This window comes from Arthrobacter sp. U41, assembly GCF_001750145.1.
Classification (GTDB): Bacteria; Actinomycetota; Actinomycetes; order Actinomycetales; family Micrococcaceae; genus Arthrobacter.
On record NZ_CP015732.1, the window covers coordinates 3,097,120 to 3,118,193 of the forward strand.

General features: G+C 65.0%; 20 protein-coding genes and 2 pseudogenes. 15 read left to right on the forward strand and 7 right to left on the reverse strand.

Annotation, left to right across the window (positions count from 1 at the left end):
- Nucleotides 1–268 precede the first annotated feature (268 nt).
- The gene (locus tag ASPU41_RS14055; protein ID WP_069951440.1) at nucleotides 269–505 is read right to left on the reverse strand and encodes a hypothetical protein; all 237 of its coding nucleotides are present in this window, start codon (nucleotides 503–505) and stop codon (nucleotides 269–271) included.
- Nucleotides 506–1,011: 506 nt separating this feature from the next.
- Here ASPU41_RS14055 and ASPU41_RS14060 point away from each other — a divergent pair.
- Nucleotides 1,012–1,440, forward strand: coding sequence for a hypothetical protein (locus ASPU41_RS14060; protein ID WP_157356998.1), 429 nt, complete (start codon nucleotides 1,012–1,014; stop codon nucleotides 1,438–1,440).
- Nucleotides 1,441–1,613: 173 nt separating this feature from the next.
- On the opposite strand, the gene ASPU41_RS14065 is transcribed toward ASPU41_RS14060, so the two are convergent.
- Nucleotides 1,614–2,351, reverse strand: a complete 738-nt coding sequence (locus ASPU41_RS14065) for a GAF and ANTAR domain-containing protein (RefSeq protein ID WP_069951442.1) — start codon at nucleotides 2,349–2,351, stop codon at nucleotides 1,614–1,616.
- Between the two features lie 1,025 nt (nucleotides 2,352–3,376).
- Here ASPU41_RS14065 and ASPU41_RS23875 point away from each other — a divergent pair.
- Nucleotides 3,377–4,375: a GAF domain-containing protein gene (locus tag ASPU41_RS23875; RefSeq protein WP_331712757.1), complete on the forward strand. Its 999-nt coding sequence runs from the start codon at nucleotides 3,377–3,379 to the stop codon at nucleotides 4,373–4,375.
- Here the strand turns inward: ASPU41_RS23875 and ASPU41_RS23880 are convergent.
- Nucleotides 4,372–4,494 carry a hypothetical protein gene (locus ASPU41_RS23880; RefSeq protein ID WP_331712758.1) on the reverse strand — a complete coding sequence of 41 codons (123 nt, stop codon included), beginning with the start codon at nucleotides 4,492–4,494 and terminating at the stop codon, nucleotides 4,372–4,374. The two genes, ASPU41_RS23875 and ASPU41_RS23880, sit on opposite strands and share 4 nt — an antisense overlap.
- A 6-nt stretch (nucleotides 4,495–4,500) precedes the next feature.
- Between ASPU41_RS23880 and ASPU41_RS23885 the strand changes: the two genes are divergently transcribed.
- From ASPU41_RS23885 to ASPU41_RS14090, 7 genes are all read left to right on the forward strand, one after another.
- Complete coding sequence (locus ASPU41_RS23885) at nucleotides 4,501–5,049, forward strand: sensor histidine kinase (RefSeq protein ID WP_331712759.1); 549 nt, start codon at nucleotides 4,501–4,503, stop codon at nucleotides 5,047–5,049.
- A 389-nt stretch (nucleotides 5,050–5,438) separates the two neighbouring features.
- Nucleotides 5,439–6,113 (forward strand): response regulator transcription factor, encoded by a 675-nt coding sequence (locus tag ASPU41_RS14075; RefSeq protein ID WP_231941079.1) that lies wholly within the window; start codon nucleotides 5,439–5,441, stop codon nucleotides 6,111–6,113.
- A 399-nt stretch (nucleotides 6,114–6,512) separates the two neighbouring features.
- Entirely contained in the window at nucleotides 6,513–7,172 is a 660-nt protein-coding gene (locus tag ASPU41_RS14080) for a dihydrofolate reductase family protein (protein ID WP_069951443.1), read from the forward strand.
- 222 nt (nucleotides 7,173–7,394) lie between these two features.
- Complete coding sequence (locus ASPU41_RS22685; protein ID WP_157356999.1) at nucleotides 7,395–7,541, forward strand: lmo0937 family membrane protein; 147 nt, start codon at nucleotides 7,395–7,397, stop codon at nucleotides 7,539–7,541.
- Between the two features lie 1,338 nt (nucleotides 7,542–8,879).
- Nucleotides 8,880–9,182 (forward strand): helix-turn-helix domain-containing protein, encoded by a 303-nt coding sequence (locus ASPU41_RS24050; protein WP_157357000.1) that lies wholly within the window; start codon nucleotides 8,880–8,882, stop codon nucleotides 9,180–9,182.
- A gap of 27 nt (nucleotides 9,183–9,209) precedes the next feature.
- Nucleotides 9,210–9,458, forward strand: coding sequence for a cold-shock protein (locus ASPU41_RS14085; protein ID WP_083266516.1), 249 nt, complete (start codon nucleotides 9,210–9,212; stop codon nucleotides 9,456–9,458).
- Nucleotides 9,459–9,587: 129 nt separating this feature from the next.
- Nucleotides 9,588–10,025, forward strand: coding sequence for a hypothetical protein (locus ASPU41_RS14090; protein WP_069951444.1), 438 nt, complete (start codon nucleotides 9,588–9,590; stop codon nucleotides 10,023–10,025).
- Nucleotides 10,026–10,269: 244 nt separating this feature from the next.
- Here ASPU41_RS14090 and ASPU41_RS14095 read toward each other — a convergent pair.
- Both ASPU41_RS14095 and istA read right to left on the reverse strand, forming a co-directional pair.
- Nucleotides 10,270–11,018: pseudogene (locus tag ASPU41_RS14095) on the reverse strand (ATP-binding protein).
- Nucleotides 11,015–12,493, reverse strand: a pseudogene (istA, locus tag ASPU41_RS14100) (IS21 family transposase); the annotation flags it as partial. The pseudogenes istA and ASPU41_RS14095, both read right to left, overlap by 4 nt.
- A 166-nt stretch (nucleotides 12,494–12,659) precedes the next feature.
- Between istA and ASPU41_RS14105 the strand changes: the two are divergent.
- The 4 genes from ASPU41_RS14105 (at nucleotide 12,660) to ASPU41_RS14120 (ending at nucleotide 16,822) form a co-directional block, all read left to right on the forward strand.
- Nucleotides 12,660–13,880, forward strand: coding sequence for a tyrosine-type recombinase/integrase (locus tag ASPU41_RS14105; RefSeq protein WP_069951446.1), 1,221 nt, complete (start codon nucleotides 12,660–12,662; stop codon nucleotides 13,878–13,880).
- A complete protein-coding gene (locus ASPU41_RS14110; protein ID WP_069950601.1) occupies nucleotides 13,877–14,812 on the forward strand; it encodes a tyrosine-type recombinase/integrase in 936 nt (311 codons plus the stop codon). The genes ASPU41_RS14105 and ASPU41_RS14110 overlap by 4 nt, the downstream gene beginning before the upstream one ends.
- Nucleotides 14,809–15,801, forward strand: a complete 993-nt coding sequence (locus tag ASPU41_RS14115; RefSeq protein WP_069950600.1) for a tyrosine-type recombinase/integrase — start codon at nucleotides 14,809–14,811, stop codon at nucleotides 15,799–15,801. Before ASPU41_RS14110 ends, ASPU41_RS14115 begins: the two co-directional genes overlap by 4 nt.
- Before the next feature lie 331 nt (nucleotides 15,802–16,132).
- Nucleotides 16,133–16,822 carry a class I SAM-dependent methyltransferase gene (locus ASPU41_RS14120; protein ID WP_069951447.1) on the forward strand — a complete coding sequence of 230 codons (690 nt, stop codon included), beginning with the start codon at nucleotides 16,133–16,135 and terminating at the stop codon, nucleotides 16,820–16,822.
- A 222-nt stretch (nucleotides 16,823–17,044) separates the two neighbouring features.
- Here ASPU41_RS14120 and ASPU41_RS14125 read toward each other — a convergent pair whose 3' ends face one another.
- A complete protein-coding gene (locus ASPU41_RS14125) occupies nucleotides 17,045–18,325 on the reverse strand; it encodes an MFS transporter (RefSeq protein ID WP_069951448.1) in 1,281 nt (426 codons plus the stop codon).
- A complete protein-coding gene (locus ASPU41_RS14130) occupies nucleotides 18,322–19,716 on the reverse strand; it encodes an MBL fold metallo-hydrolase (protein WP_069951449.1) in 1,395 nt (464 codons plus the stop codon). The genes ASPU41_RS14125 and ASPU41_RS14130 overlap by 4 nt, the downstream gene beginning before the upstream one ends.
- Before the next feature lie 107 nt (nucleotides 19,717–19,823).
- Between ASPU41_RS14130 and ASPU41_RS14135 the strand changes: the two genes are divergently transcribed.
- Together ASPU41_RS14135 and ASPU41_RS14140 are read left to right on the forward strand one after the other, a co-directional pair.
- Complete coding sequence (locus tag ASPU41_RS14135) at nucleotides 19,824–20,504, forward strand: ArsR/SmtB family transcription factor (protein WP_069951450.1); 681 nt, start codon at nucleotides 19,824–19,826, stop codon at nucleotides 20,502–20,504.
- 73 nt (nucleotides 20,505–20,577) lie between these two features.
- Complete coding sequence (locus ASPU41_RS14140) at nucleotides 20,578–20,928, forward strand: DsrE/DsrF/TusD sulfur relay family protein (protein WP_069951451.1); 351 nt, start codon at nucleotides 20,578–20,580, stop codon at nucleotides 20,926–20,928.
- The last annotated feature ends 146 nt before the right edge of the window (nucleotides 20,929–21,074 follow it).

Sequence of the window (21,074 nt, forward strand, 5' to 3'; positions counted from 1 at the left end):
GAACATCACCAATGTCTGTCTCCACGATTTTCCCGGTGCGGGAAGATGGATACATGGGCAATTCTGGCCCCCGCTTCGGAGGCCGACCCCTCGGCCCAACGCCGCAATGGCGGGAAACCGCGCCCACTTGGCCTGATTCTTAGCGCCGAAATGGCCGACTTAAAGTTGACGAAACACAGAAGGCCAAGGGGAGGCTCCGCGACGGGCCCACATACGCTCTTCTGTTGCTGTTCTGTTGTTGCGGGACTGAAGGCTGGGTGATGCGTCCTTAGCCGCTGTAGGAGGCAAGGTGCGGCAGGTGGAGGTCACTCAGGCGCTCATTGAGGACCAACGCCAGCAGGTTACAGTCGTGGGCCGGCAGCGGAATCAGTCCGTTCAGATATGCATCGACGACCAACAGGCCCTGGTTGCCCCCGTACGCGAAGTACGCCAACCAGGCTTCATGGGCCTCGAGGTCTGCGAGCAGGAACGCAACATGAGTCAATTCCTGCGGGTTTTCATCCATCAGAACACACCCTCTGACCCCCCGAACTTCGCAGAAGTGCGGGGATTTCACGCCGTTGCTTGATCGCAGGACATGCATTCCCGCAGTCTCCCATAAGGCTACAACTGCGCCCGCACAGCGGCCACCGTCTCTTCATCGGGCCACCGCGCACTGCAGTGTTCTGTCCGGGATGGCCGGAAGCTGGCATGACAGTCGACAGCCAGGGCCGATACGGGCCTCGCTGCGCTCGGACAGCACAAGCACTCTTCCTTTTTTGCTGCTGTCCGTTGGATCATACGTACCCGCTCCACCGCTGTAACCGTCCTGCGGACGGCCGCGCACCGGCTGCCTTGTGTCGGCGCTGCGCTTATTTCCTCACCCAACCCCTGCGCTGCCTGCCCTTCGGGTTGCCCCGGCTCCGTCGGGCACAGCTACGCGATGCCCCGCCAGCAGGCAAAAACACGGTGGGGGAGAGGGAAGCCGGTAATCCAGGCACCCGCCCCGCCCGAGTGAAACGGAGCATCACCTTGAGCACAGGAACCATGACCCGCACGGCCACGACCGACACCGCCGAAGCGGTCGCCGCCCCGGCCCTGCCCGCCGACGACCGGGCCGGGGACGGGTACGACTGGATGGACATCCTTGACGGCACGGCCTGGTCGGTGCTGCCGAACTGGGGCAGTGAGGGCTGGGACGCCGGGACCTGGCCCTACATCATGTTCGCCGTCGCCCGCACCCGGGACGGGAACGGGGGACTGTCCGGCTACGGCACCTGCGTCGAAGGTGACACCGCCACGCACCGGTTCCGGTCCCAGGACGCCTGCTTCGAAGCGATCGCCGTTGAGGTGTTCTTCCACTGGGCCTCCGGCCAGTCCGACGGCCCGGACAACCTCCCCGCCACCGCCGCCGAACTGCCGCACAAAGACCGGAAGCCCTACCCCGGCTGGACGGACTAGAAACACCCCGGGTGTCCCGGCCATAACCGGCCGGGACACCCGCCAGTATCCGTTGACAACATCATTGAGATTGCTGCGGGTTCTATGCGTCCGCTGCAGCCCGTTCGCTCAGGGTGACTCGTGGGATACGCGGTGCGTGTCGTTTGGAAGTGCGGGGAAGTCAGGATTGTCGTTCAGGCATCGAACCGGGTGTCTGGCGGCACGTGGCCGGAGAGCCCGAGCAGCAGTTCTTCGGCGACTTCCTGTAGTTTCTGGTTCCGGTGGTTTGAGGCCCGGGTCAGGATGGCGAAGGCCGCTTCCTGGCTGCAGCGGTTTTGGGCCATGATGGCTCCGCAGGCGAGGTCAATCGTTGACCGGCTTATCATGGCGGCTTTGAGGTCTTCGGCCAGGAGCTGTGCGGTTCCTATCCGGACAGCCAGGCGCAACGCGTCGCCGGCGATCCTGGCGAAATTTTCGGCGATGGCGATGGACGCCGGGGTGAAGGCCCCGGCGGCCGGAGCGAACAGGTCAAGAGCGGCCCAGGAATCTTTGCCGAGCTCGAGCGGGATTCCGAGGACGGCGTGGTAGCCACGGGCCGTGAGTTCGCGTTGGAAGTCGGGCCAGCGCGGGTCGCGGTTAACGTCGTTAAGCAGGACCGTGGTGTTGGTTTCCAGTGCCAGCATGCAGGGGCCGCTGCCGAGGGCCTGCTCGATCTGGTCCAGGGCGCGTGCTTCCTCGCTGCTTCCGGCGATCGTGATGGTGCGCCGGCGCCGCCGCAACGCCACGGCGCACTCGACCGGATGGCCGATGGCCGGGCTGATGGTCCGGGCCGCGAAGAGCGCTAGTTCGTCCAGGAACTCGCTGACGGTACCGGACTCCGTGATGAGGTCCTGAAGGTCTGAGACGGTGGATTCATCGGAAGGACTTGTCATGGCCTCAGAATACGACGCAAGGGGTCCCGTGTGTGCCTTTTTCATATCCGGTTACCCGGCCTGACGCTGATCTTGCATCGACCGGCCGTGGCGGCTTCACTGCCCTGGGCCATCAGCAGATCTCCGTCCGCGAGCGGCACCATGTTGTCTAGGATTCTGCCCACGCCCGGACCGCTGACAGGTTCTGAAGCGACTGAGGCTGTCCCGGGTCGAGGACTGCCGGCTCCGCTATCGCGCGCGGGTGTGGGAAGCCTGCTGAGATGCTCGATTCCAAAGCGGGCAGAGACGGGGCCTCATCGCCGAACGAGGGATGCCGGCCGGACCGGTAAGCAGAGGCGATGATCGGTTCGAGCTGGTCGAGAACAGACCGGTTCCCAGGGAAGACCACATGCGCCAAAACACTGGATGGGACCCTTTGCGGAACATTCCTTGGCGTCCCTTTCGCGAACAGAAGTCCGTGGCCCTGGGCGTATAGTCAGCAGACGGTCAAGACGCGGCCATGGAACTGTATCGTGGAGCTGCCATGCCTGATTCTTCCCCTCCTCGTTCCGCCGCCCCGCGCGCGCCCGCCCGCCAAAGCGCCGCCCTGGCCCAGGCGCCTTCCGGGCCGGCACGCTTGAACTCGTCCGAGTCGAGGGTGGCAGAATCCTCATACGGATCCTGGACGGGACCGGAGCGGCGCTGGCCCTCTCACCGGACTACCTGGATATTGCCGCCGCCGTGAAAGGTGTTGAGGCCTTGCGGGAATGCGCTGCCACCTCTCACATCTCGGACCAGACAGGCCGCCTTGCTCCGAAGCCATTCGGTATCCGGCCGGGTGGCCGGTCCATGAACGCGCCCCGTCCCCGCGGCGGGGCCCGAAGCCAGCCCGGCCAGGACCTGCCGGCCCGTTCCTCACTCTTGGCCTTGCAGACTGTGTAGGACGCATCCGCGACTGAGCTGGACCATGTCGCCGACCTGTCCGGAGCACCAAACCCCGGCGGGTTGTCGGGGCCTCGGGTCCTCCCTGCCGAAGGAATACCCCGTTGAAGTGGCGTGATCCGATGAAGCGCCGGGCCGGGGATCTGCTGCGGGCGTCCATGGGCCGGGCCGATGAGCTGCTCCGTACCCAGGACCGGATGCGGGGTCTGCTTGCTGCGGTCGTGTCCCTCACCGAGGATCTGAGCCTGGAGGCCGTCCTGGACCGGCTGGTGCAGTCGGCGTGCGAACTGATCGGTGCCCGGTACGGGGCGCTGGGCATCATCGGCGGGGACCAGGCGCTGAGTCATTTCATCACCGTCGGCATCGACGGGGACGGCATCCGGATGATCGGTGCGCCTCCCACGGGAATGGGGGTTCTCGGGCATCTGATCCGGGATCCGCAACCGTTGCGGCTGCACGATCTGGGCGGGCACCCCGCGGCGGCCGGATTCCCGCTCAACCACCCGCCCATGAAGACGTTTCTCGGCGTCCCCGTCAGGGTCCGGGACACAGTCTTCGGGAACCTGTATCTGACGGAGAAGCAGGACGGGGCGGACTTCACCGAGGAGGACGAGGAACTCACCGTAGCACTGGCCGCGGCCGCCGGCATCGCCATCGAGAACGCCGGCATGTTCGAGGACAGCCGCCGTCGGCAGGGCTGGCTGGAGGCCAGCATGGAAATCAGTGGCAACCTGATCACCGCGGCACATCCGGGCGCCCCGGACTACCTCGATCTGGTCGCCGAACGCGCCGGGGCGGTTTCGGGCTCCACGTTATCTGTCATCGCGGTTCCCGGCCCGGACGGCGTCCTCCGGTGCCGGGCGTCCCTGGGGGAGCAATCGCTGCCGGCCGGATTTGAAATCCCGGTCTCCGCGGCCATCACAGGCGTACTGGAGACAGGGGACACGGCGGTGGTTCCGGACTCCGGACAGCTCTTCGGTCTTGGTGCCTCCGGGAAGATGGGCCCCGTCCTTATCGCCGCCCTGGGCCACCCCGGACCAATAACGGCCTGCTCATTCTGGGCCGGCCGGCGGGCGCCGACGGCTACCCCCAGTCCGATCTAGAGTCCAGCGCCCTGTTCGGCTCCCGGATCGGACTGGCCCTTGACCTGGTCCGGGCCAACCAACTCCGGGAAGAACACCTGCTCTTCGCAGACCGGGACAGAATCGCCAAAGACCTCCATGATCTGGTGATCCAGCGCCTGTTCGCCGCAGGGCTGAGCATCCAGAGCCTGCGCCGGTACACCGACAACGCCGTCGCCCATGAACGCATCGCCGCAGCCACCTCCGAGCTGGATGCAACGATCCGTGAGCTCCGGGCCACGATCTACTCTCTCCAGGACGGCGAAGGCGGTGCGGGGCTGCTCACCGACCGGGCCCTGCGCGCCGTCCAGGCCGGGGCACGCGATCTCGGCTTCACCCCAACAGTCCAGCTGATCGGGCCCCTGGACGATAACGTCTCAGAGGAGCTGGCATTGCACCTGCTGCGCGTCCTCTCCGAGGGACTCAGCAACGCCATCAGACACTCCGGAGCGAAAAACATCAGCATCAGCCTCACAGCCAGCCAGGACAACGTGGAGCTACTCATCACCGACGACGGCTGCGGCTTCCAAAACCCTGAACGAATCAGCGGCCTGGCCAACATGGAACAGCGCGCAGCATCCCTCGGCGGAACCTTCAACATCGACAGCCCACCCGGCCACGGCACCCGACTATGCTGGACCGCCCCCACAACCTGACCTCAAGCGCGCCGAGCAGTGGCCCCGGTCTCTTCGCCGTGCCACCGCACCGTGCCGTGTTCTGTCCCGAATGGCCGAAAGCTGGCATGACTGGCGGCAGCAAGGGGCTGATAGGGCCTCGCTGCGCTCGGGCGGCACAGAGCGTTTTCCTGACCTTTGTCGAGGGAGACCCCGCAACGCCTTGGTTCCGGATCCAGGTGGCCAGACCCGGTTTAGCCGCGACGCAGAACCTCCCGTGCCGGTCACCACGGCTCTTTCTGGCCGGTCGCGGTCCTTTGGCCCTAGCAGCAGGTCTTCCCGTTTGGAACGATTTTGGTAGGTGACCCCCGGGTGGGAGGGACCTGCACGAAGTGGCGGGTCGGTGGCGCTCAAACAACAGGAGTCTGTCGATGGGTTTGCCTTTGGACGCCGCTGTGGGCCGGGAACGGGCCCCGGGGTCGGTGCGCGTGTTTGTCGTCGATAGTCACGAGCTCGTCCGGGAAGGGCTGAGGGACTTTCTCGAGGGGGAAGGCCTCGAGGTGGTCGGTGAGTGCTGGTCAGCGGCCGAGGCCAGCCGCCGGATCGTGGAAGCGGGCGCGGACGTGGTGGTGCTGGATGGACCTCTGCCTGACGGGACCGGAATTGAAGTCTGCCGGTATGTGCGCTCCGTTGATTCGGATCTGCAGTGCCTGATGATGACCAGCTATGTCGATGACGAGGTGCTGCGCAGTGTCGTTCTTGCCGGCGCGGCAGGTTATGTGCTCCGGCAAGTCCGCGGCCACCACCTGGCCCGGGCCATCCGTCGTGCCGCGACGGGGGAATCGCTCCTGGGCACTGAGGTGGTGGAGCGGGCGAGGGCGTGGTTCGTCAACGCGACGGCAGACCCGGGGTTTGGTAGCCTGACCGGCGCGGAGAGGGAAGTGCTGGCACGGATTGGCAAGGGTCTGAGCGACCGGCAGATCAGTGAGGCATTGGGTCTGGCTGAGACGAGGGTACGTGGCCTCGTTTCCACGCTGCTGGTCAAACTGGGGTTCGGAGGCGGTAGCGGGCCAGCGGTCGGCCGGCCGACAGATGCACTCCCGTGAATCGACGAGACTGAGCCGTCCGGCGGCCGGATCCCGGGCCTGATCAGTGCACTTCACATTGGGTTGCCGCTGTGGCGTTCGCCCGGTAGCTCATCCTCCACGGATGAGACGAGGAGAAGGATCCGGCCACATTCGCGGGATTCCTCCCCGCCCCGAATACCCCTCTCGGCTGGCTCATTGAGAATCGTTGGAAGACCGCCGCACGCTGTTATCACCCGCAAGGACTGGCGATTCCTCTTTTTCGGATGAGGCGTCCGGATCTTCTTCCCCGGGTGCGGTGCAGACGATACAAGGGTCGCAGTAGGGCCTCGCTGCGCTCGGGCAGCACAAGCATTTTCCCTATTTCCTTTTTTGCTGCTGTCCGTTGGATTGCGAACGGCAAGCAGTTCAGGAGATGACATGTCCCTCGTCCGCGTGCATAACTTCTCGGTCTCCCTCGACGGCTTCGGTACCGGCGAGGGCCAGCAACTCGACGCTCCGTTCGGGCACGCAGGCTCACGGCTCATGGAGTGGGCCTTTGAGACGCGCACCTTCCGCGAGATGGGCATCCACGGGGAGTCGGAGGGATCCTTCGGCGTCGATGAGGCGTTCGCCAGCATGTGGGGGCCCGGGATCGGTGTGGAGATCATGGGGCGCAACAAGTTCGGCCCTAAACGCGGTGCCTGGGGGGACGGGGCATGGAAGGGATGGTGGGGTGATAACCCTGTCTTCCACACCTCTGTCGTTGTTCTGACCCACCATCCCCGGCCGGTCCTGGAGATGGAAGGCGGAACAACCTTCCATTTCGTGGACGCCGACCCCGTCTCCGCGCTCGAGCGGGCCCGTGCCCTGGCTGGCGACCTCGACGTCCGGATCGGCGGCGGGGTCGGCACGGTTCGGCAGTTCCTTGAGGCCGATCTGATCGACCACATGCACATCGTCCTCGTGCCGATCGTCCTGGGCCGGGGCGAACGGCTCTGGGATGGACTCGAAGGACTCGAACAACGCTTCGACATCGAAGCGACCCCTTCCCCATCCGGAGTTCTCCACCTGATCTTCTCCTGTCGCACGGCCCCGTAGGCCGACGTGGGAGCGATCGCCCGTGGACGACCGTTTTACGGGACAGTCTGACCAGTTGAACTTCCGCGAAGGGCGAGGCCGCATGCCCGACGCAGCATAGTTCCAGGAGGCCGACCGGCTCGTGACCTACGCCTTATCTTTCTGCTATTTCCACCTACACCAGTACTGACATATGGTGATACTCACCACACGATTACCGTGCGGGAATTAAAGGAGACTCTCATGCTGCTCTGGATAGCCATCATTATCGCAGTTCTCTGGCTTCTCGGCCTGCTCGGCAACATCGGTGGCGGGTTAATTCACATACTTTTGGTTATCGCCGTGGTCGTCGTGATCCTCCACTTCGTTCGCGGCAGGTCCCGCGCCTAAAATACAAAACTGTGGTCCGCCCCTGCTGGACAGCGAGGTGGGAGCTGCCGCCGTTCTCGGGCAAGGCCTACAAGTCGCCTGACCCGACCGACAGATGGCTCTGTACTGACGAACATGCCAGCCACCCGCCGGGCGGCCAGCCCTGAGGCGGGCGCAGAAGTCACCGGCAGCCGCTGACCTGGCCAGCTGCGCCGTTGTTCCTGGCCTGGTCGTTGTCATCGCCGCTGCCACCTGCGGCACCGAATGCGGACCGAAGAAAACGGGACCAGATGCGCGATTCTCTCATTAGACGACCGTGTATTGGAACGCTGATAACCGGCCTTTCGTCGTTCTGGGAACTCGATGGGTTCGGCCGTGCTCCCGTGCAGAGGGTTCTGGTCATACGCGGTTCTATTCTTTCCGCCATGAGATGTCCGAAGGAGGTGCAACACCATGGCGCTCGTTGATTCCCCGTCTTCCGCTTGACCGGATGTTGGTGCCGGTCGAGGCCGAGCCCCGGCCAGGGCTCGGGCATGTGGGTGACACAGGGCGGAATGACGGCGCGGAGCAGACCGGCTTCTCCATGCCGGCAGGGCTCCGGCCCTTTTTCTGGTTGTTGCATCAAATTGGTCAAAGAAGAGGGCGTGCACAATGTGCACACCCTAGGCTTCGGATCGGGTTGTACTGGTGCCGGACTGGGCCGGATTGCGGAGGTTTTCGGGGGAGTGGCGGTTTTGCAAGGCCCGGAGTCCGGTTCGAGTCCCACCTCGGGCACAGTGTTTCCGCAGGTCAGGGGCTTTTTAGTGCATTTTTCGTGTGGACAGTGTCCACACTCTCGGCCCTGATCTGATGTTCCGGGTGTGTGGGGTCCCGGAAACGGCCTATTCGGTTGTGTGGGGGAGTGGCTGCCTACGGCGGACCGGGTACCGCCCTGTGGGGTCTTTTCTGGATGTTCATCCTCGTTCGTCCTTCCGTCGGGTTTTCGCGTTCACCACTTCATTGCCGCCAGGGCCGCGTACAACATGACTTGCTGATTATTCTGTAGATGGACCTTGGGCTGCGGCCGGTCCGGAATTTCCGCTCTGATACCTGTTCATGCAGGAGTGCGGGGGGAACGGCATGACATCGCCACTGATCCGGAGCAGACGATGAGCTCGCTGAGCCTGGCCAGTCGGAGCGGGGGGTCTGCCTCGGAGGGCGAGTCGTAGGAACTGGTGGGCTTTGCCGCCATGGCCTCATGGGCGCCGGGGTGGGGCGCCGGGGCCGCCCAAGGTTCGATCTTGCAGTGGCAGGGGACGCTCGGACAGGCTTGGGTTCAAGGAATCAGTGCAACACCCCTTGCTCTGAGGGGTCTCAGCGATGTCGCCAGCATCAACTTCGAGAAAACCGAATCGACAGTACTCGGCAGAAGAGAAAGCAAACATTTCTTGCCGGCTGGATCGAGGGGGAACTATTCGGGCTGTAGCGGCCGAACTCGGGATTAACGTCGACGCATGTTATCGGTGGCGGCACGAGACGGGCCAATCGACCGCGCGCGGGAAGACAACGTTGGCTCTCGGGCGACCATTGGAAGGAATGGCCTCCTCACGTTCGGGAACAACACGCCCGGGGCCGGGCCGTTACACCACGCTAATGGGCACTACCGCTGAACGTCCCTCCTAATGGGCACAAAGTAGCCAATGGCACGAGGTGGCTATCATCGGTGACATGTATGAACCTTGGAGCAAGGGAACCGTGAAGACCTGGCACAGCGAAGAAGGGTGGGGATCCATCCAAATAGAAGGTGTGGCCGCAGAATGCTTCGCCCATTTCTCTTGCATCGTCCAGAGGACTAATGAGTTTCTTGAGCTTGTCCCAGGCGAAGCCGTAAGGCTCACCTGGCACGAGGCGCAGCAGGATGAATTCTTCATCGTTGCAGACCGTGTGGAGCGTTCCTAGCCGAAGCCTCGGCGGCACGATCCGTTAGGGGATCCCCTAACGAACCATGTGGACACCGTCAGTGCTCGTAAGTCCCTTGGTCGTGGTCTTCGTGTACCGTCATGGAATCGATAGCTTGGGGGCAGCGACATGACACGTCATCCATTTCCGGTTATTACCGCCGTGGTCGGCGCAGCACTGCTGCTGGGCGGCTGCTCCGGCCAAGCCGGGCTAAAGGCCTTGGACCGTGCCGCGACGCCGGAAGACAAGCTGCCGCCAGGCATCACCTTCCAACAGGATGTGAAGGCGGACAGCGCCCGCCTGCTCGCCACCCGGGATGGTGTCAGGTACTTTGCCGCCGAAAATGACGATGCCACGGTGGCCTGCGTGGTCGTCGTCCCACCAGATGAAGATCCCCGCTGGATGGCCGGCTGCAGCACCCTGAACACGACCGGCCGGATCGTCGAGGTCTCCAGCGTGGGCAGTGCATCGGCCACCATGCTGATCACAGACGGCTCCGACACCCGCAAGCTGGAATCGGAAGGGTGGACCAAGGTCACCGAAAACATTCTCGTCTCAGGTGGTTAGCGGTCAGTGGCCTGACGCCCGCTTGGGGGAACCCACCCGTTAGTCGGCCCCGTCCGCCTCCCACGACTGAACCTGCGGGGCGAGACATCTGCCGGGCCTCTGTGAACGCTGGGGCATGTCCGTCATCCTGAATGAGTATTTGAGGCTTTGAGCACCACCCAATCGTGCGGTTCAGCACCACCGATCGTGCGGGAGAGCGCCAGTGGTGGTGTGGCTGGGAGCCACTGACGCTCTCCGTCATCGATTACGCGCTGGCCATCGCGGTGTGCTCCCTCATGTTGTAGGTGCCCGTCTCAACCCAGATCGTGTTGTGGATGATCCGGTCCATGATCGCGTCCGCATGAACACCGGAGCCGAGGCGCTGGTGCCAGTCCTTCTGCGAGTACTGGGTGCAGAATACCGTGGACGTTTCGCCGTAACGGCGCTCCATCAGCTCCAGCAGCATGGTGCGCATCGACTCTGTCGGCCGGTCCAGCAACCACTCGTCAATGACGAGCAGCGTGAACGCGGCGTATTTGCGGAGGAACTTCCCGGCCCCGCCGGGGGTGTCTTGAGCGGCGACCCAGGCTTCCTCGAGGTCGGGCATGCGGACGTAGTGGGCGCGGATGCGGTGCTCGCAGGCGCGTTTGGCGATCGCGCATCCCAGATACGACTTCCCTGACCCGGTGAACCCCTGGAAGACGACGTTCTGCTGCCGGGTCACGAATGAGCAGGTGCCGAGCTGGGTCAGCAACGGCCGGTTCAGGCCGCGCTCGTCGAGCAGGTCGATGCGGCGCAGGTCAGCGTTCGGGTAGCGCAGCCCCGCCCGTCGGATCACCCGGCGACCTTGGAGTGCATGAAGGTGGAGTAGGCGTCATCGACGACCAACCTCACCCGCTCTTCGAACGACGGGCTGATCGAGAGCGTCTCGTCCTGGGTGTCGATCGCCTCGAGCAGCTCGCTCGCGTTCATCTCCCGGAGCTTGCGTTTGGTCTCCCCGTCCAGGCGGTTCAACGGGTCCCTCTGGCGTAGTAGGCGCTGCCGCGGACGTATCCGCCATCATGGCCCTCAGGCTCCTCCGAGACGTGGCCGGTTTTGTCCTGCCCGGTATCGAGGATCGGTCTCAGGTGGGCGTAGCGGGGCGATCGTATCGGCCCGCGCAGCGCGAGTTGGCATGCGGCTTCGACCCGGGCTGGTGAGAACTTACGAGACAGACGCAGGACCGCCAGGGCGGGGTCGTAGCCGGCCTCCTCGATGGAGGCTGCTTCGAAGATTTTGCCGATCACCGTCACCGTGGCCGGGCCCATCCGGGCAGCCCAGTCGTCAATCCGGGGCCGGTCCCAGGCCTGCCAACTGCGTCCCTCGGGCAGGTCCGCGGCGTTCGTCTGATACTGATTCGCCGTGCTTGCCGGCAGCAGCAGGTGGCTGGTCAGGCGCTCATCAGCCCGATAGACCTCCAGCATGGTGTCCGTGAGGCGAAGGTCAACGAGAGAGCCGATGTGGCTGAAGGGGACGGAGTAGAAGTTCTTCGCCCAGACCACGTGAGCGTTCTTGTTCACCTTGCGCCGGTAGGACCACGTGCTGATCTCGAACGGGGCTGCCGGCAGCGGTTGCATGAGCGGCAGTTCCTCGGTGGTGAAGACGCTCAGCCGGGACCCGGGGCGTTTCTGGAACGGTTGCCGGTTATAGGCATCGATCTGCTCATAGACCCGGGTGCGCAGCTGCGCCAGGGACGTGAACTGCTCGTGCCTGAGCCCTGCGATGACCCAGGTCGCGACGTGGGAGACCGTGTTCTCGACGCTCGCCTTGTCTTTCGGAGCCCGGACTCTGCCCGGCAGCACGGCGGCCGAGTAGTGCGCCGCCATCTCGCGGTAGGCGTCGTTGAGAACGATCTCTCCCTCGCGGGGGTGGGAGATCACCCCGGTCTTCAGGTTGTCGGGCACCAGGCGCGGGACGGTGCCGCCGAAGAAGGCGAACATCGCCGCATGGGCGCGCAGCCACGACTCCTGCCGCATATCCAGGCTCGCTTCCACGAACGCATACCGGCTGAAAGGCAGGCAGGCGACGAACAAATACACCTTCGAGATCTCACCCGTGGTCGGATCCAGCAGCTGCATCGTGGGCCCGGACCAGTCGACCTCGATGCTGCGGCCGGCCTTGTGCCCGACCCGGGACGACGCCCCGGTCACGGCGGCGTACCCGCCGTAGAGCCGGCAGAACCGGTCATAACTCATCACCGCCTGCCCTGCGCGAGAAGACGCGTCGAGATACTCCTGGTGCAGCAGCTTCAACGTCACCCCCACCCGGGCCAGCTCGGTGTGCACCCGGGCCCAGTCCGGCTGCGCAAAGACACTCTCGCGGACGCCGCGGCCGGGAAACAACGCCGCATACACCTCGGCCTCCGACAGCTCGGCGACGTCATCCCAACCGAGACCTGCCAGCTCCGCCGCATCGAGGACCGCCTGAATGCTGTGCCGGGATATCCCACGTCTTATGCCGACGTCGGCATAATACCTGTTATGCCGACGTTGTGATTATGCCGATGTTGGTCTGCGATCCCAGGTTCCAGGCGGTGGACGGGGTGAAAAGGTCGGCATAATCACGCTGTGGTGATCGGCTTGTCTTCTCAACTATTGGGCAGACAAGGAGCACACGATGACAGCGACAACACGAGCGGACCGGGTCCAGATCCACGGTCCGCTGCAGAAACACGCCGAGGGATTCAAGGCCGAACTATTGCGGCTGGGATTCACCCCGGCATCGATTGTGAATCAGTTCCATCTGCTGGCACATCTGAGCCGGTGGCTCGAGGCGGGAAGCATGCGCCTTGGCGATCTGACGGTGGTGCAGGTCGATGCATTCCTCGCCGAACGCAAAGCGACACATACCGCGTTGTTCACCCGCAAGGCGCTGCGCCCGTTGCTGGGCTGGCTGGCTGAGTCAGGGATGATCACCGCGGAGGCAGCGTCTCCACCCCGGCCGCCGGAGGATCCGGCGGTGCTGGTCCGGTTCGAGCGCTACCTTCTGACGGAGCGTCGTATCGGGGCGCGCACCACGTCAGCTTATGTGGTGCGGGTCCGGCGGTTCCTGAAGACACATTGTCCGTCCGAGGGGTTCGCCGGGTTGAGCGGTGCCGACGTCACGCGCGCGTTGCTGGAGGAGGGAGTGGGGCGGGCACCTGCGTCGGTGAAAAAGTTCGGCTATGCGCTGCGGGCCTTTCTGCGGTTCTGTTTCATCACCGGCGAGCTCGACCGTGATCTGACCGGAGCGACGCTGGTGATTCGGGAACCGTTGCCCTCCCTTCTTCCGCTGGGCGCCAGCGCGGAACAGATCGACACCCTCCTGCAGGGCTGTGACCGGACCACAGCTGCGGGGCGGCGCGAATATGCGGTAATCCTCCTGCTAGCCCGGCTCGGCCTCCGCGCCGGGGAAGTGGCCGGAATGCAGCTGGAAGACATTCACTGGCGCCACGGCGAGGTCCTCATCCGCGGCAAGGGCGCCAAACTCGAGTGCCTTCCGCTGCCAGCCGAGGTCGGCGCCGCGGTGGTGGACTATCTGATGCATGCCCGTCCGGCCGATGCGGACTTGCGGGAAGTGTTCTGCACCATCCGTGCTCCGCGACGACGGCTAAGCTCTCCGGGGGTTTGGGCGATCGTGACCCGTGCCTGCACCCGCGCGGATTTGGAGACATTCGGGCCCCACCAGCTGCGCCACAGTTTGGCCGAGGCGATGGTTGCCGCCGAAGTGCCGTTGGCCGCGATCGGGCAAGTACTCCGCCACGAGGATCCCGCGACGACGGCGAACTACGCCCGGGTGGACGGGATCCGGTTACGAGAGCTGGCCCGGCCCTGGCCGGCCGGGGGTGAACTGTCATGACCTGGAACGAGAAAGTCACCGATTATCTGCGCCTGCGCCGCCAGCTCGGCGCCCGCCTTACCTGGCCTGAACACCTGCTGCACCAGTTCGCCACACACCTCACGGCCGCGGGCATCGAGGTTATCACCGTCACCGAGGCAATCACTTGGTGCAGTCTCCCGCCGGCCGGGGTGACGGCCGCGCCGAGGACCCGGGCGTCGAGTCGGATGACCGCCGTCCGTGGGTTCGCCGACTACATGCACGCCCTGAACCCGATCCACGAGGTTCCGCCCCGCGGGATCTTCGCCGGCCCCGTGCATCGTCAGGGTCCCTACATATATTGTTCCGCTGAAATCACGGCGGTGATCCGCGCAGCCGCCACCCTGGAGGGCAGGAGTCGGGCGCAGACTTACCCGGTGTTGTTCGCGCTGCTGGCGGCCACAGGACTACGGGTCGGGGAGGCCCTCGCACTGGACAGGGACAGCGCCGATTTGGATGCCGGAGTGCTGCTGATCAGTCGGGGAAAGGGGCGCGACCCACGGCTGGTTCCGCTCCACCCGACCGCCACTGCCGCACTCGAACGCTATGCTCACTGGCGCGATGACCAGCACCACGGTCGCAGGCCAGCGTTCTTCACCGACGCAGACGGCGAACGGTTGAAATACGCAACTGTTCGCGATAACTGGGTGCACGCTTCTACTGCCGCAGGACTACGCACTGCGGCGCGGCAGCCACGGATGCACGACCTGCGGCATACGTTCGCGGTGAACACGCTGCTGGGCTGGTATCGCGACGGGGCCGATGTTGCCGCGAAGATGCCCGCCCTGTCGATCTATCTGGGCCATTCCGATCCGGCGAATACCTACTGGTATCTGAGCGCCGTTCCCGAACTGCTCGCTCACGCTGCCGCCCGCCTTGATGCCGCGAACACCCGGGAACAGGCAGAATCATGAGCAGTCTCGCCCCGCTGCTGCAAGCGTTCTTCACCGACCGGCTGGTCACCCAGCGCCAGGCCAGCGGCAACACAATCGCGGCCTACCGCGATACGTTCACGTTGCTTCTCGGCTACGTCTGCGATCTGAAAGACAAGACGCCCTCACTGGTGGAAATCAGCGATCTTGATGCCGACACCATCACCGGGTTCCTCCACTATCTGGAGGAAGTTCGGGGCAACAGCCTCCGCACCCGCAACGCCCGCCTAGCCGCGATTCACTCCTTGTTCGGTTACGCCGCATTGCGCCACCACGAGCATGCCGAAGTGATCCAACGCGTCCTGGCGATCCCGACCGCGAGAATGCACCGCAACATCGTCACCTGGCTTGACCCCAGCGAAGCCGATGCACTGCTGCGCGCCTGCGACCAAGACACCCGCACCGGCCGCCGCGACCATGCAATGTTCACCCTGGCGATCCAGACCGGACTGCGCATCAGCGAGATCATCGGGCTCACCATCGCAGACGTCCACACCGGTGTCGGCGCGCACGTCCACTGCCTCGGCAAGGGCCGCAAAGAACGCCGCACACCGCTGCTGCCAGCCACCGTCACCGTCATGAATGAATGGATCGTCGAACACAGTGGCCCCGCCGATGCCGCGCTGTTCACCACCAGCACTGGCCGACGTCTCAGCCGTGACGCGATCGAGCACCGCATCCACCACACCATCACCACGGCTGCAACGTCCTGCCCCTCGCTGGTCGGAAAACACGTGACCATGCATACGCTGCGCCACACCGCCGCGATGCGGCTGCTGCACGCCGGCGTCGATACCACCGTCATCGCTCTCTGGCTCGGCCACGAACAGATCTTCACGACAAACATCTACCTCCACGCCGACATGACCGTGAAGGAGGAAGCGATCGCGAAAGTCACCCCACCCGGCATCGCGGCTACGGTGCGCTACCAGCCCCCCGACACCGTCCTGGCCTTCCTCGCGATGCTGTGATTATGCCGACCTTTTCACCCCGTCCACCGCCTGGAACCTGGGATCGCAGACCAACATCGGCATAATCACAACGTCGGCATAACATGAGCGGACTCAATTGCTCTTCGCGACAGGCTTTGATTTCGCAGCTGCAACACCAGCTTCGCTTTGATCTTCCGTACCATTACCGGTACTCCTTCCACCATGTGTCCGTCACATGGTGGAAGGAGCTTTTCAGGTGGTGCTCAACCACACCAACGGTGGTGCTCAACCACGCCAGTCGCGCTACCGGACGATGGCGCTCATCCGCGCCACAGGTGGAGCCCACAGAAGCCAATATTCACCTGAACATATGACTACCCTGCCCCCTGCCGAGAACACGGTTGCTGCCGCCTTCAACGCCCGTGCCGAGCAGTACGACCAGTGGTTCGACGAGCATGCGGCCCTCTACCGTGCCGAGCTCACCGCGGTTGCCGAGCTGCTCGCCCCTGTCCAAGCAGCCGCAGGGACCGGATCCGAAGGCCTTGAGATCGGCGTGGGCACCGGACGCTTCGCCGCCCCGCTGGGCATCAGCCGTGGCCTGGAGCCTGCTCCCCGGATGGCCCAGCTCGCCCGGGCCCGTGGAATCGACGTCGTGCCCGGGGTGGCCGAGGACCTGCCCTTCGACAACGGACGCTTCGCCTACACTGCTTTCCTGACCTCGCTGTGCTTCGTCAATGACCCCGCCCGTGCCCTGCGCGAAGCCCGCCGCGTCACCGTCGGAGGCGGGGCCGTTCTGGTGGCCTATCTCAACCGGGCCGGACCGGCCGGCCAGGAACTGGCGGCGCGCCAGGCCGAGGATCCGTACTACTCCCATGCCCACCTGATGACCGCGCGCGAGCTGGAGGCCCTGCTGCGCGGGGCAGGTTTCACCCCGGAGGACTCCCGGCAGGTCCTCGTCGGTCCCGACGGCTCACCCGTGGTGCGGCCCGGTGCCGGGGAAGGGCTGTTCTGCGTGCTCCGGGACCGCGCTGCGGGTGCGGCAAGTCACGTCCAGGGATAGCGAACAAAAGGACGGGCCTCTCACCGGTGCCACTGCAATGCAATCCCCGTGACCGGTGCCGGCAAGCCGTTCGGTCATTGCCTGCTGCTCATCTTCGAGAAAACGCCGCCATATATGCCGCCATATATATGGTCAACAGTCACACCGCTCCACTGCGCAGTGTGCCTTGCCGTCAGACTCTGGTCTGTGGCGTTTCAGCGCGGGAAACGCGGGGTCATGGTCTCAGGCGGCGGGGTGGTGGTCGGTGCCGCGCATGCGGACGGCCACCAGAAGACCCGACAGGGCTGTGAGTCCTGCGACGACGCCGACGGCGGCCGGAATGCCGTATGCGTCGGCGATGACCCCGGAAAGCAGCGCGCCGACAGCGAAGCCGCCGTCGCGCCACAGACGGTAGATGCCAACCGAGCGGGCACGCCACTCCGGGTGCGCGACGTCGCCGATGGCCGCGAGCAGCGTGGGATAGACCATGGCCGTACCGAGACCCAGGAGGACGGCGGCGGTCAGCCAGATCCCGAAATCCTGGCCCACGGCGATCATCGCCAGGGCGGCGGCCTGGAGAAGCATGCCGCCGACGATCAGCCATTTCCGGCCGTATTTGTCCGACATTGCTCCGGTGACGAGTTGGGCGGCGCCCCAGACGGCGGGGTAGACGGCGGCGAGGATGCCGATCTTTTCGATGGTCAGTCCGGCGGCGGCGAAGAGGACGGGGAAGAGTCCCCAGGCGAGGCCGTCGTTGAGGTTGTTGACCATGCCGGCCTGGCTGACCGAGGAGAGGGACTTGTCCCGGAAGCTGGTGAGGGTGAAGATTTCCCGGTTGCTCAGTTCACCGTGGGCGCCGGCGTGCGCGGACGTATGGTTGGCGGATTCAAGCTTCGCGTGGCCCCGGGTTTCCTTCACGGCGAAGACCGAGAGGCCGAGACCGAGGGCGATGTAGGCGGCACCGAGCAGGAAAGGTCCGGGCCGCAGCCCGTAGGTGGCGGCGATGTAGCCGGTGGCCAGGGCGGTGCCGGCCACACCGAGGTAGCCGGCCGCTTCGTTCAGGCCCATGGCGAAGCCGCGGCGCTCCGGGCCGACGAGGTCCATTTTCATCATGACGGTGGTGGACCAGGTGAGGCCCTGGCTGATGCCCAGGACAACGTTGGCGGCGACAATCCAACCCCAGTCCGGCCCGAAAATCAGCATCAGCGGGACGGGCAGGGCGATGACCCAGCCGGCGACCAGCACAGGTTTGCGGCCGTAGCGGTCTGAGAGGGTGCCGGCGAAGTAATTGGTGGCGGCCTTGGCCAGGCCGAAAGCCAGGATGTAGGTCAGCGCGGACGTGTAGAGGTCGAGGTGGAAGACCTCTCCGGCCAGCAGCGGCAGGACGGTGCGTTCCTGGCCCAGGGTACCGCCGACCAGGGCGTTGACGGCGACGAGGAGCATGAACTGGGCCAGGTTCTGCCGCAGGCCCAGCGTGATGCCGGTGCTGCCTGGTTTTCCGGTGGTGGTGCTGTGGTTGCTCATTTGGCCGCCGCCGGATCCGTACCGGTTTCGACGTTGTTGCCGGTTGCGGCCGCCCAGTCGGCGGGTCCGCCGTTGAATACTGCGATGCCGGTGCGGCCCGATCCGGCGAGGATGCTCGCCCCGCCCATGGCGCGTTCGCCATGGCCGCACATGACGATGACCGGCCCGGCCGGTACAGCGGCGATGTTGTCGGCGAGGTAGCCGAGTTCGATGTTGACCGCGCCCGGGACGTGCCCTGCCGCGTATTCACCGGACTGGCGGATGTCGAGGACTGTTTCCCCGGCCTGCAGGCGTTCGATCATTTGCCCGGGCTCGAGCAGGGCCACTTCTTCCGTGCCGGTGTGTGCCTGGGTCCAGGCGGGGTAGCCGCCTTCCAGTTCCCCGGCAAGGGTGTCGAATCCGACCTTTGCGGCGGCGGTAGCAATGTCGGTCGGGTCCTGTTCCGGGGAGCGGACAAGGACCACGGGCCGGTCCGGGGTGGCGAGCCATCCGAGCCAGGTGGCGAAGACCGGACGGAAAGGGATCGAGAGGGAGCCGGGGACATGGCCGGCGCCGTAGTCTGCCGGCTGGCGGGCGTCGATGACCTGCGCACCGTCCGCGATGAGTGCCGCAACGGCAGCCGCGGACAGGGGCGCGAGGCGGGGCTGTTCGTGCAGGACGGCCGGGCCGCGCTTGTTGATTTCCCCCAGCCGGAGGAAGTACTCGGGAAAGGTCCCCAGCGTTCCCAGCAGGGCATCGACGAAGGCGTCTTCGCCGTCGACCTGCAGCAGCGGGTTGGTGGCGCGTTCGGCGCCGATGGTAGTGACCCGGTCACCGCTGCCGCCGGCGGAGCAGAAGGAGCCGGCTCCGTGGGTGGGCCAGACGGGGGTGGTGTCAGGGAAATCCATCAGGCGCTGCAGGGACCGGTACTGTGCCCGGGCCAGGGGTACCGTCATGTCCGGACTGACCAGGTCAGTGCGACCCGCGGTGCCCACCATCAGGGACCCGCCCGTGAAGATTCCGGCCAGATCCCCGTCTTCAAGCAGCAGGTACGACAGGTGCTCGGGAGAGTGCCCCGGGGTGTGCAGGGCCTGCAGGGTGAACCGGCCCATGTCAACGCTTTGCCCGTCGGTGAGCCCGGTGTGAACGAAGCCGCGGTGCCCGACCTCGGGGGCCAACACGGTGGCGCCGTCAATCTCAGCAAGTTCAGCGACGCCGGAGATGAAATCGGCGTGCAGGTGGGTTTCCACCGCGTAAGCGATGCTCAATCCGCGTCGGGACGCTTCGGCACGGACCTGCCGCAGATCACGCTCCGGATCCATAACGAGAGCGCGGCCCTCACCGAGGTCGAGCAGGTACGTGGAGTTGCCCAGTCCCTCGTCCACGACGGGGATCAGCTTCAAGGGGCCCATGGTTCTCATTCCTTCCGCACCGGGGCGAGCTCCGGCGGTAGAGTGGTATTCCAGATATACATGGAATAGTATTTGTTCCAGTATTACATGGATCTTTGGAGGAGCAAGTGGGAGACAAGACCAGGAAATCTGAACTCTTCGAAGAGTTCGCCCGGGTAGGCAAGGCCCTGGCCAACGGCAAGCGGCTGGAGCTGCTGGACCTGCTCAGCCAGGGGGAGCGGAGCGTGGAAACCCTGGCCGCCGCCGCCGGGCTGGGCCTGAGCACGGCCTCGGCGCACCTGCAGACCCTGCGCCAGGCCGGACTGGTGACCACCCGGCGGGACGGCAACCGGATCCACTACGACCTCGCCGGCCCCGACGTCCTCCGGCTCTACAGCCTGCTCCGGTCAGTTGCACAGGAACACGTGACCGACGTCGAATCCAAACGCATCGCCTACCTCGGGCTGGAAGGCGCACGGGCCAACGACGAGGAAGTCACGCGCGAAGACCTCCTGACCCGCGCCGGAGCAGGAACGGTGACAATACTCGATGTGCGCCCCGACGAGGAATATGACGCCGCCCACATCCCCGGAGCCCTCTCCATCCCGCTCGAACAACTCCGCGACAGGCTCTCCGAACTGCCCGAGGACAGCGAAATCGTCGCCTACTGCCGCGGCGCCTACTGCGTCCTGGCCTATGAGGCGGTAGACCTGCTGCGTTCCGCCGGCCGCAGCGCCTCACGGCTGAACGAAGGAATGCTGGAATGGAGACTCCGCGGACTGCCGATGGCAACAGGCCGGGCAGCCTGAGACCGGCGGCGAAACAACCCGAAGCCATCCCTGCCATGCGGTACAGATATCCGAAGAACGGAAAAGTCTCCCCATGAAGATCCTGATGATCATCAACGGTGCCGCCTACGGCCAGGACGCCACCTACAACGCGCTGCGGCTCGCCAAAACCCTCGCCCAGCGTGACAACGCTTCCCTGCAGATCTTCCTCATGGGCGACGGCGTCACCGCCGCCATGGCCGGACAGAAAACCCCGGACGGCTACTACAAACTGGACCGAATGCTGACCGACACGGCCCGACACGGCGCGCAGATAGGATGCTGCAGCACCTGCATGGACGCCCGCGGCATCACCGACGAACTTCTCATACCGGAAGCCCGGCGTTCCACCATGAACGAACTCGCCGACTGGACCATCGAGGCGGACAAAGTCCTCGTCTTCTAGGTCGTATTCAGAGTCGAAAGCCATCGAAGCAACGCTTGCCCGCCTAGCCCGACGCGCTCAATCCATAATTCGCAGGGCCCCCCAATTTTCTGATCAGGAAATTCTCCGTAGCCTGACTGTGACTGTTAGTTCGGAATGGCGGTTTT

Bases quoted from the DNA above. Each gene is read 5' to 3' on its own strand.
- ASPU41_RS24050 (WP_157357000.1), top strand. From the start codon at position 8,880: ATGTCGCCAGCATCAACTTCGAGAAAACCGAATCGACAGTACTCGGCA.
- ASPU41_RS22685 (WP_157356999.1), top strand. From the start codon at position 7,395: ATGCTGCTCTGGATAGCCATCATTATCGCAGTTCTCTGGCTTCTCGGC.
- ASPU41_RS14090 (WP_069951444.1), top strand. From the start codon at position 9,588: ATGACACGTCATCCATTTCCGGTTATTACCGCCGTGGTCGGCGCAGCA.
- ASPU41_RS14110 (WP_069950601.1), top strand. From the start codon at position 13,877: ATGACCTGGAACGAGAAAGTCACCGATTATCTGCGCCTGCGCCGCCAG.
- ASPU41_RS14055 (WP_069951440.1), bottom strand. From the start codon at position 505: ATGGATGAAAACCCGCAGGAATTGACTCATGTTGCGTTCCTGCTCGCA.
- ASPU41_RS14115 (WP_069950600.1), top strand. From the start codon at position 14,809: ATGAGCAGTCTCGCCCCGCTGCTGCAAGCGTTCTTCACCGACCGGCTG.
- ASPU41_RS14130 (WP_069951449.1), bottom strand. From the start codon at position 19,716: ATGGGCCCCTTGAAGCTGATCCCCGTCGTGGACGAGGGACTGGGCAAC.
- ASPU41_RS14080 (WP_069951443.1), top strand. From the start codon at position 6,513: ATGTCCCTCGTCCGCGTGCATAACTTCTCGGTCTCCCTCGACGGCTTC.
- ASPU41_RS23880 (WP_331712758.1), bottom strand. From the start codon at position 4,494: ATGGAGGTCTTTGGCGATTCTGTCCCGGTCTGCGAAGAGCAGGTGTTC.
- ASPU41_RS14125 (WP_069951448.1), bottom strand. From the start codon at position 18,325: ATGAGCAACCACAGCACCACCACCGGAAAACCAGGCAGCACCGGCATC.
- ASPU41_RS14105 (WP_069951446.1), top strand. From the start codon at position 12,660: ATGACAGCGACAACACGAGCGGACCGGGTCCAGATCCACGGTCCGCTG.
- ASPU41_RS14120 (WP_069951447.1), top strand. From the start codon at position 16,133: ATGACTACCCTGCCCCCTGCCGAGAACACGGTTGCTGCCGCCTTCAAC.
- ASPU41_RS14140 (WP_069951451.1), top strand. From the start codon at position 20,578: ATGAAGATCCTGATGATCATCAACGGTGCCGCCTACGGCCAGGACGCC.
- ASPU41_RS14075 (WP_231941079.1), top strand. From the start codon at position 5,439: ATGGGTTTGCCTTTGGACGCCGCTGTGGGCCGGGAACGGGCCCCGGGG.
- ASPU41_RS14065 (WP_069951442.1), bottom strand. From the start codon at position 2,351: ATGACAAGTCCTTCCGATGAATCCACCGTCTCAGACCTTCAGGACCTC.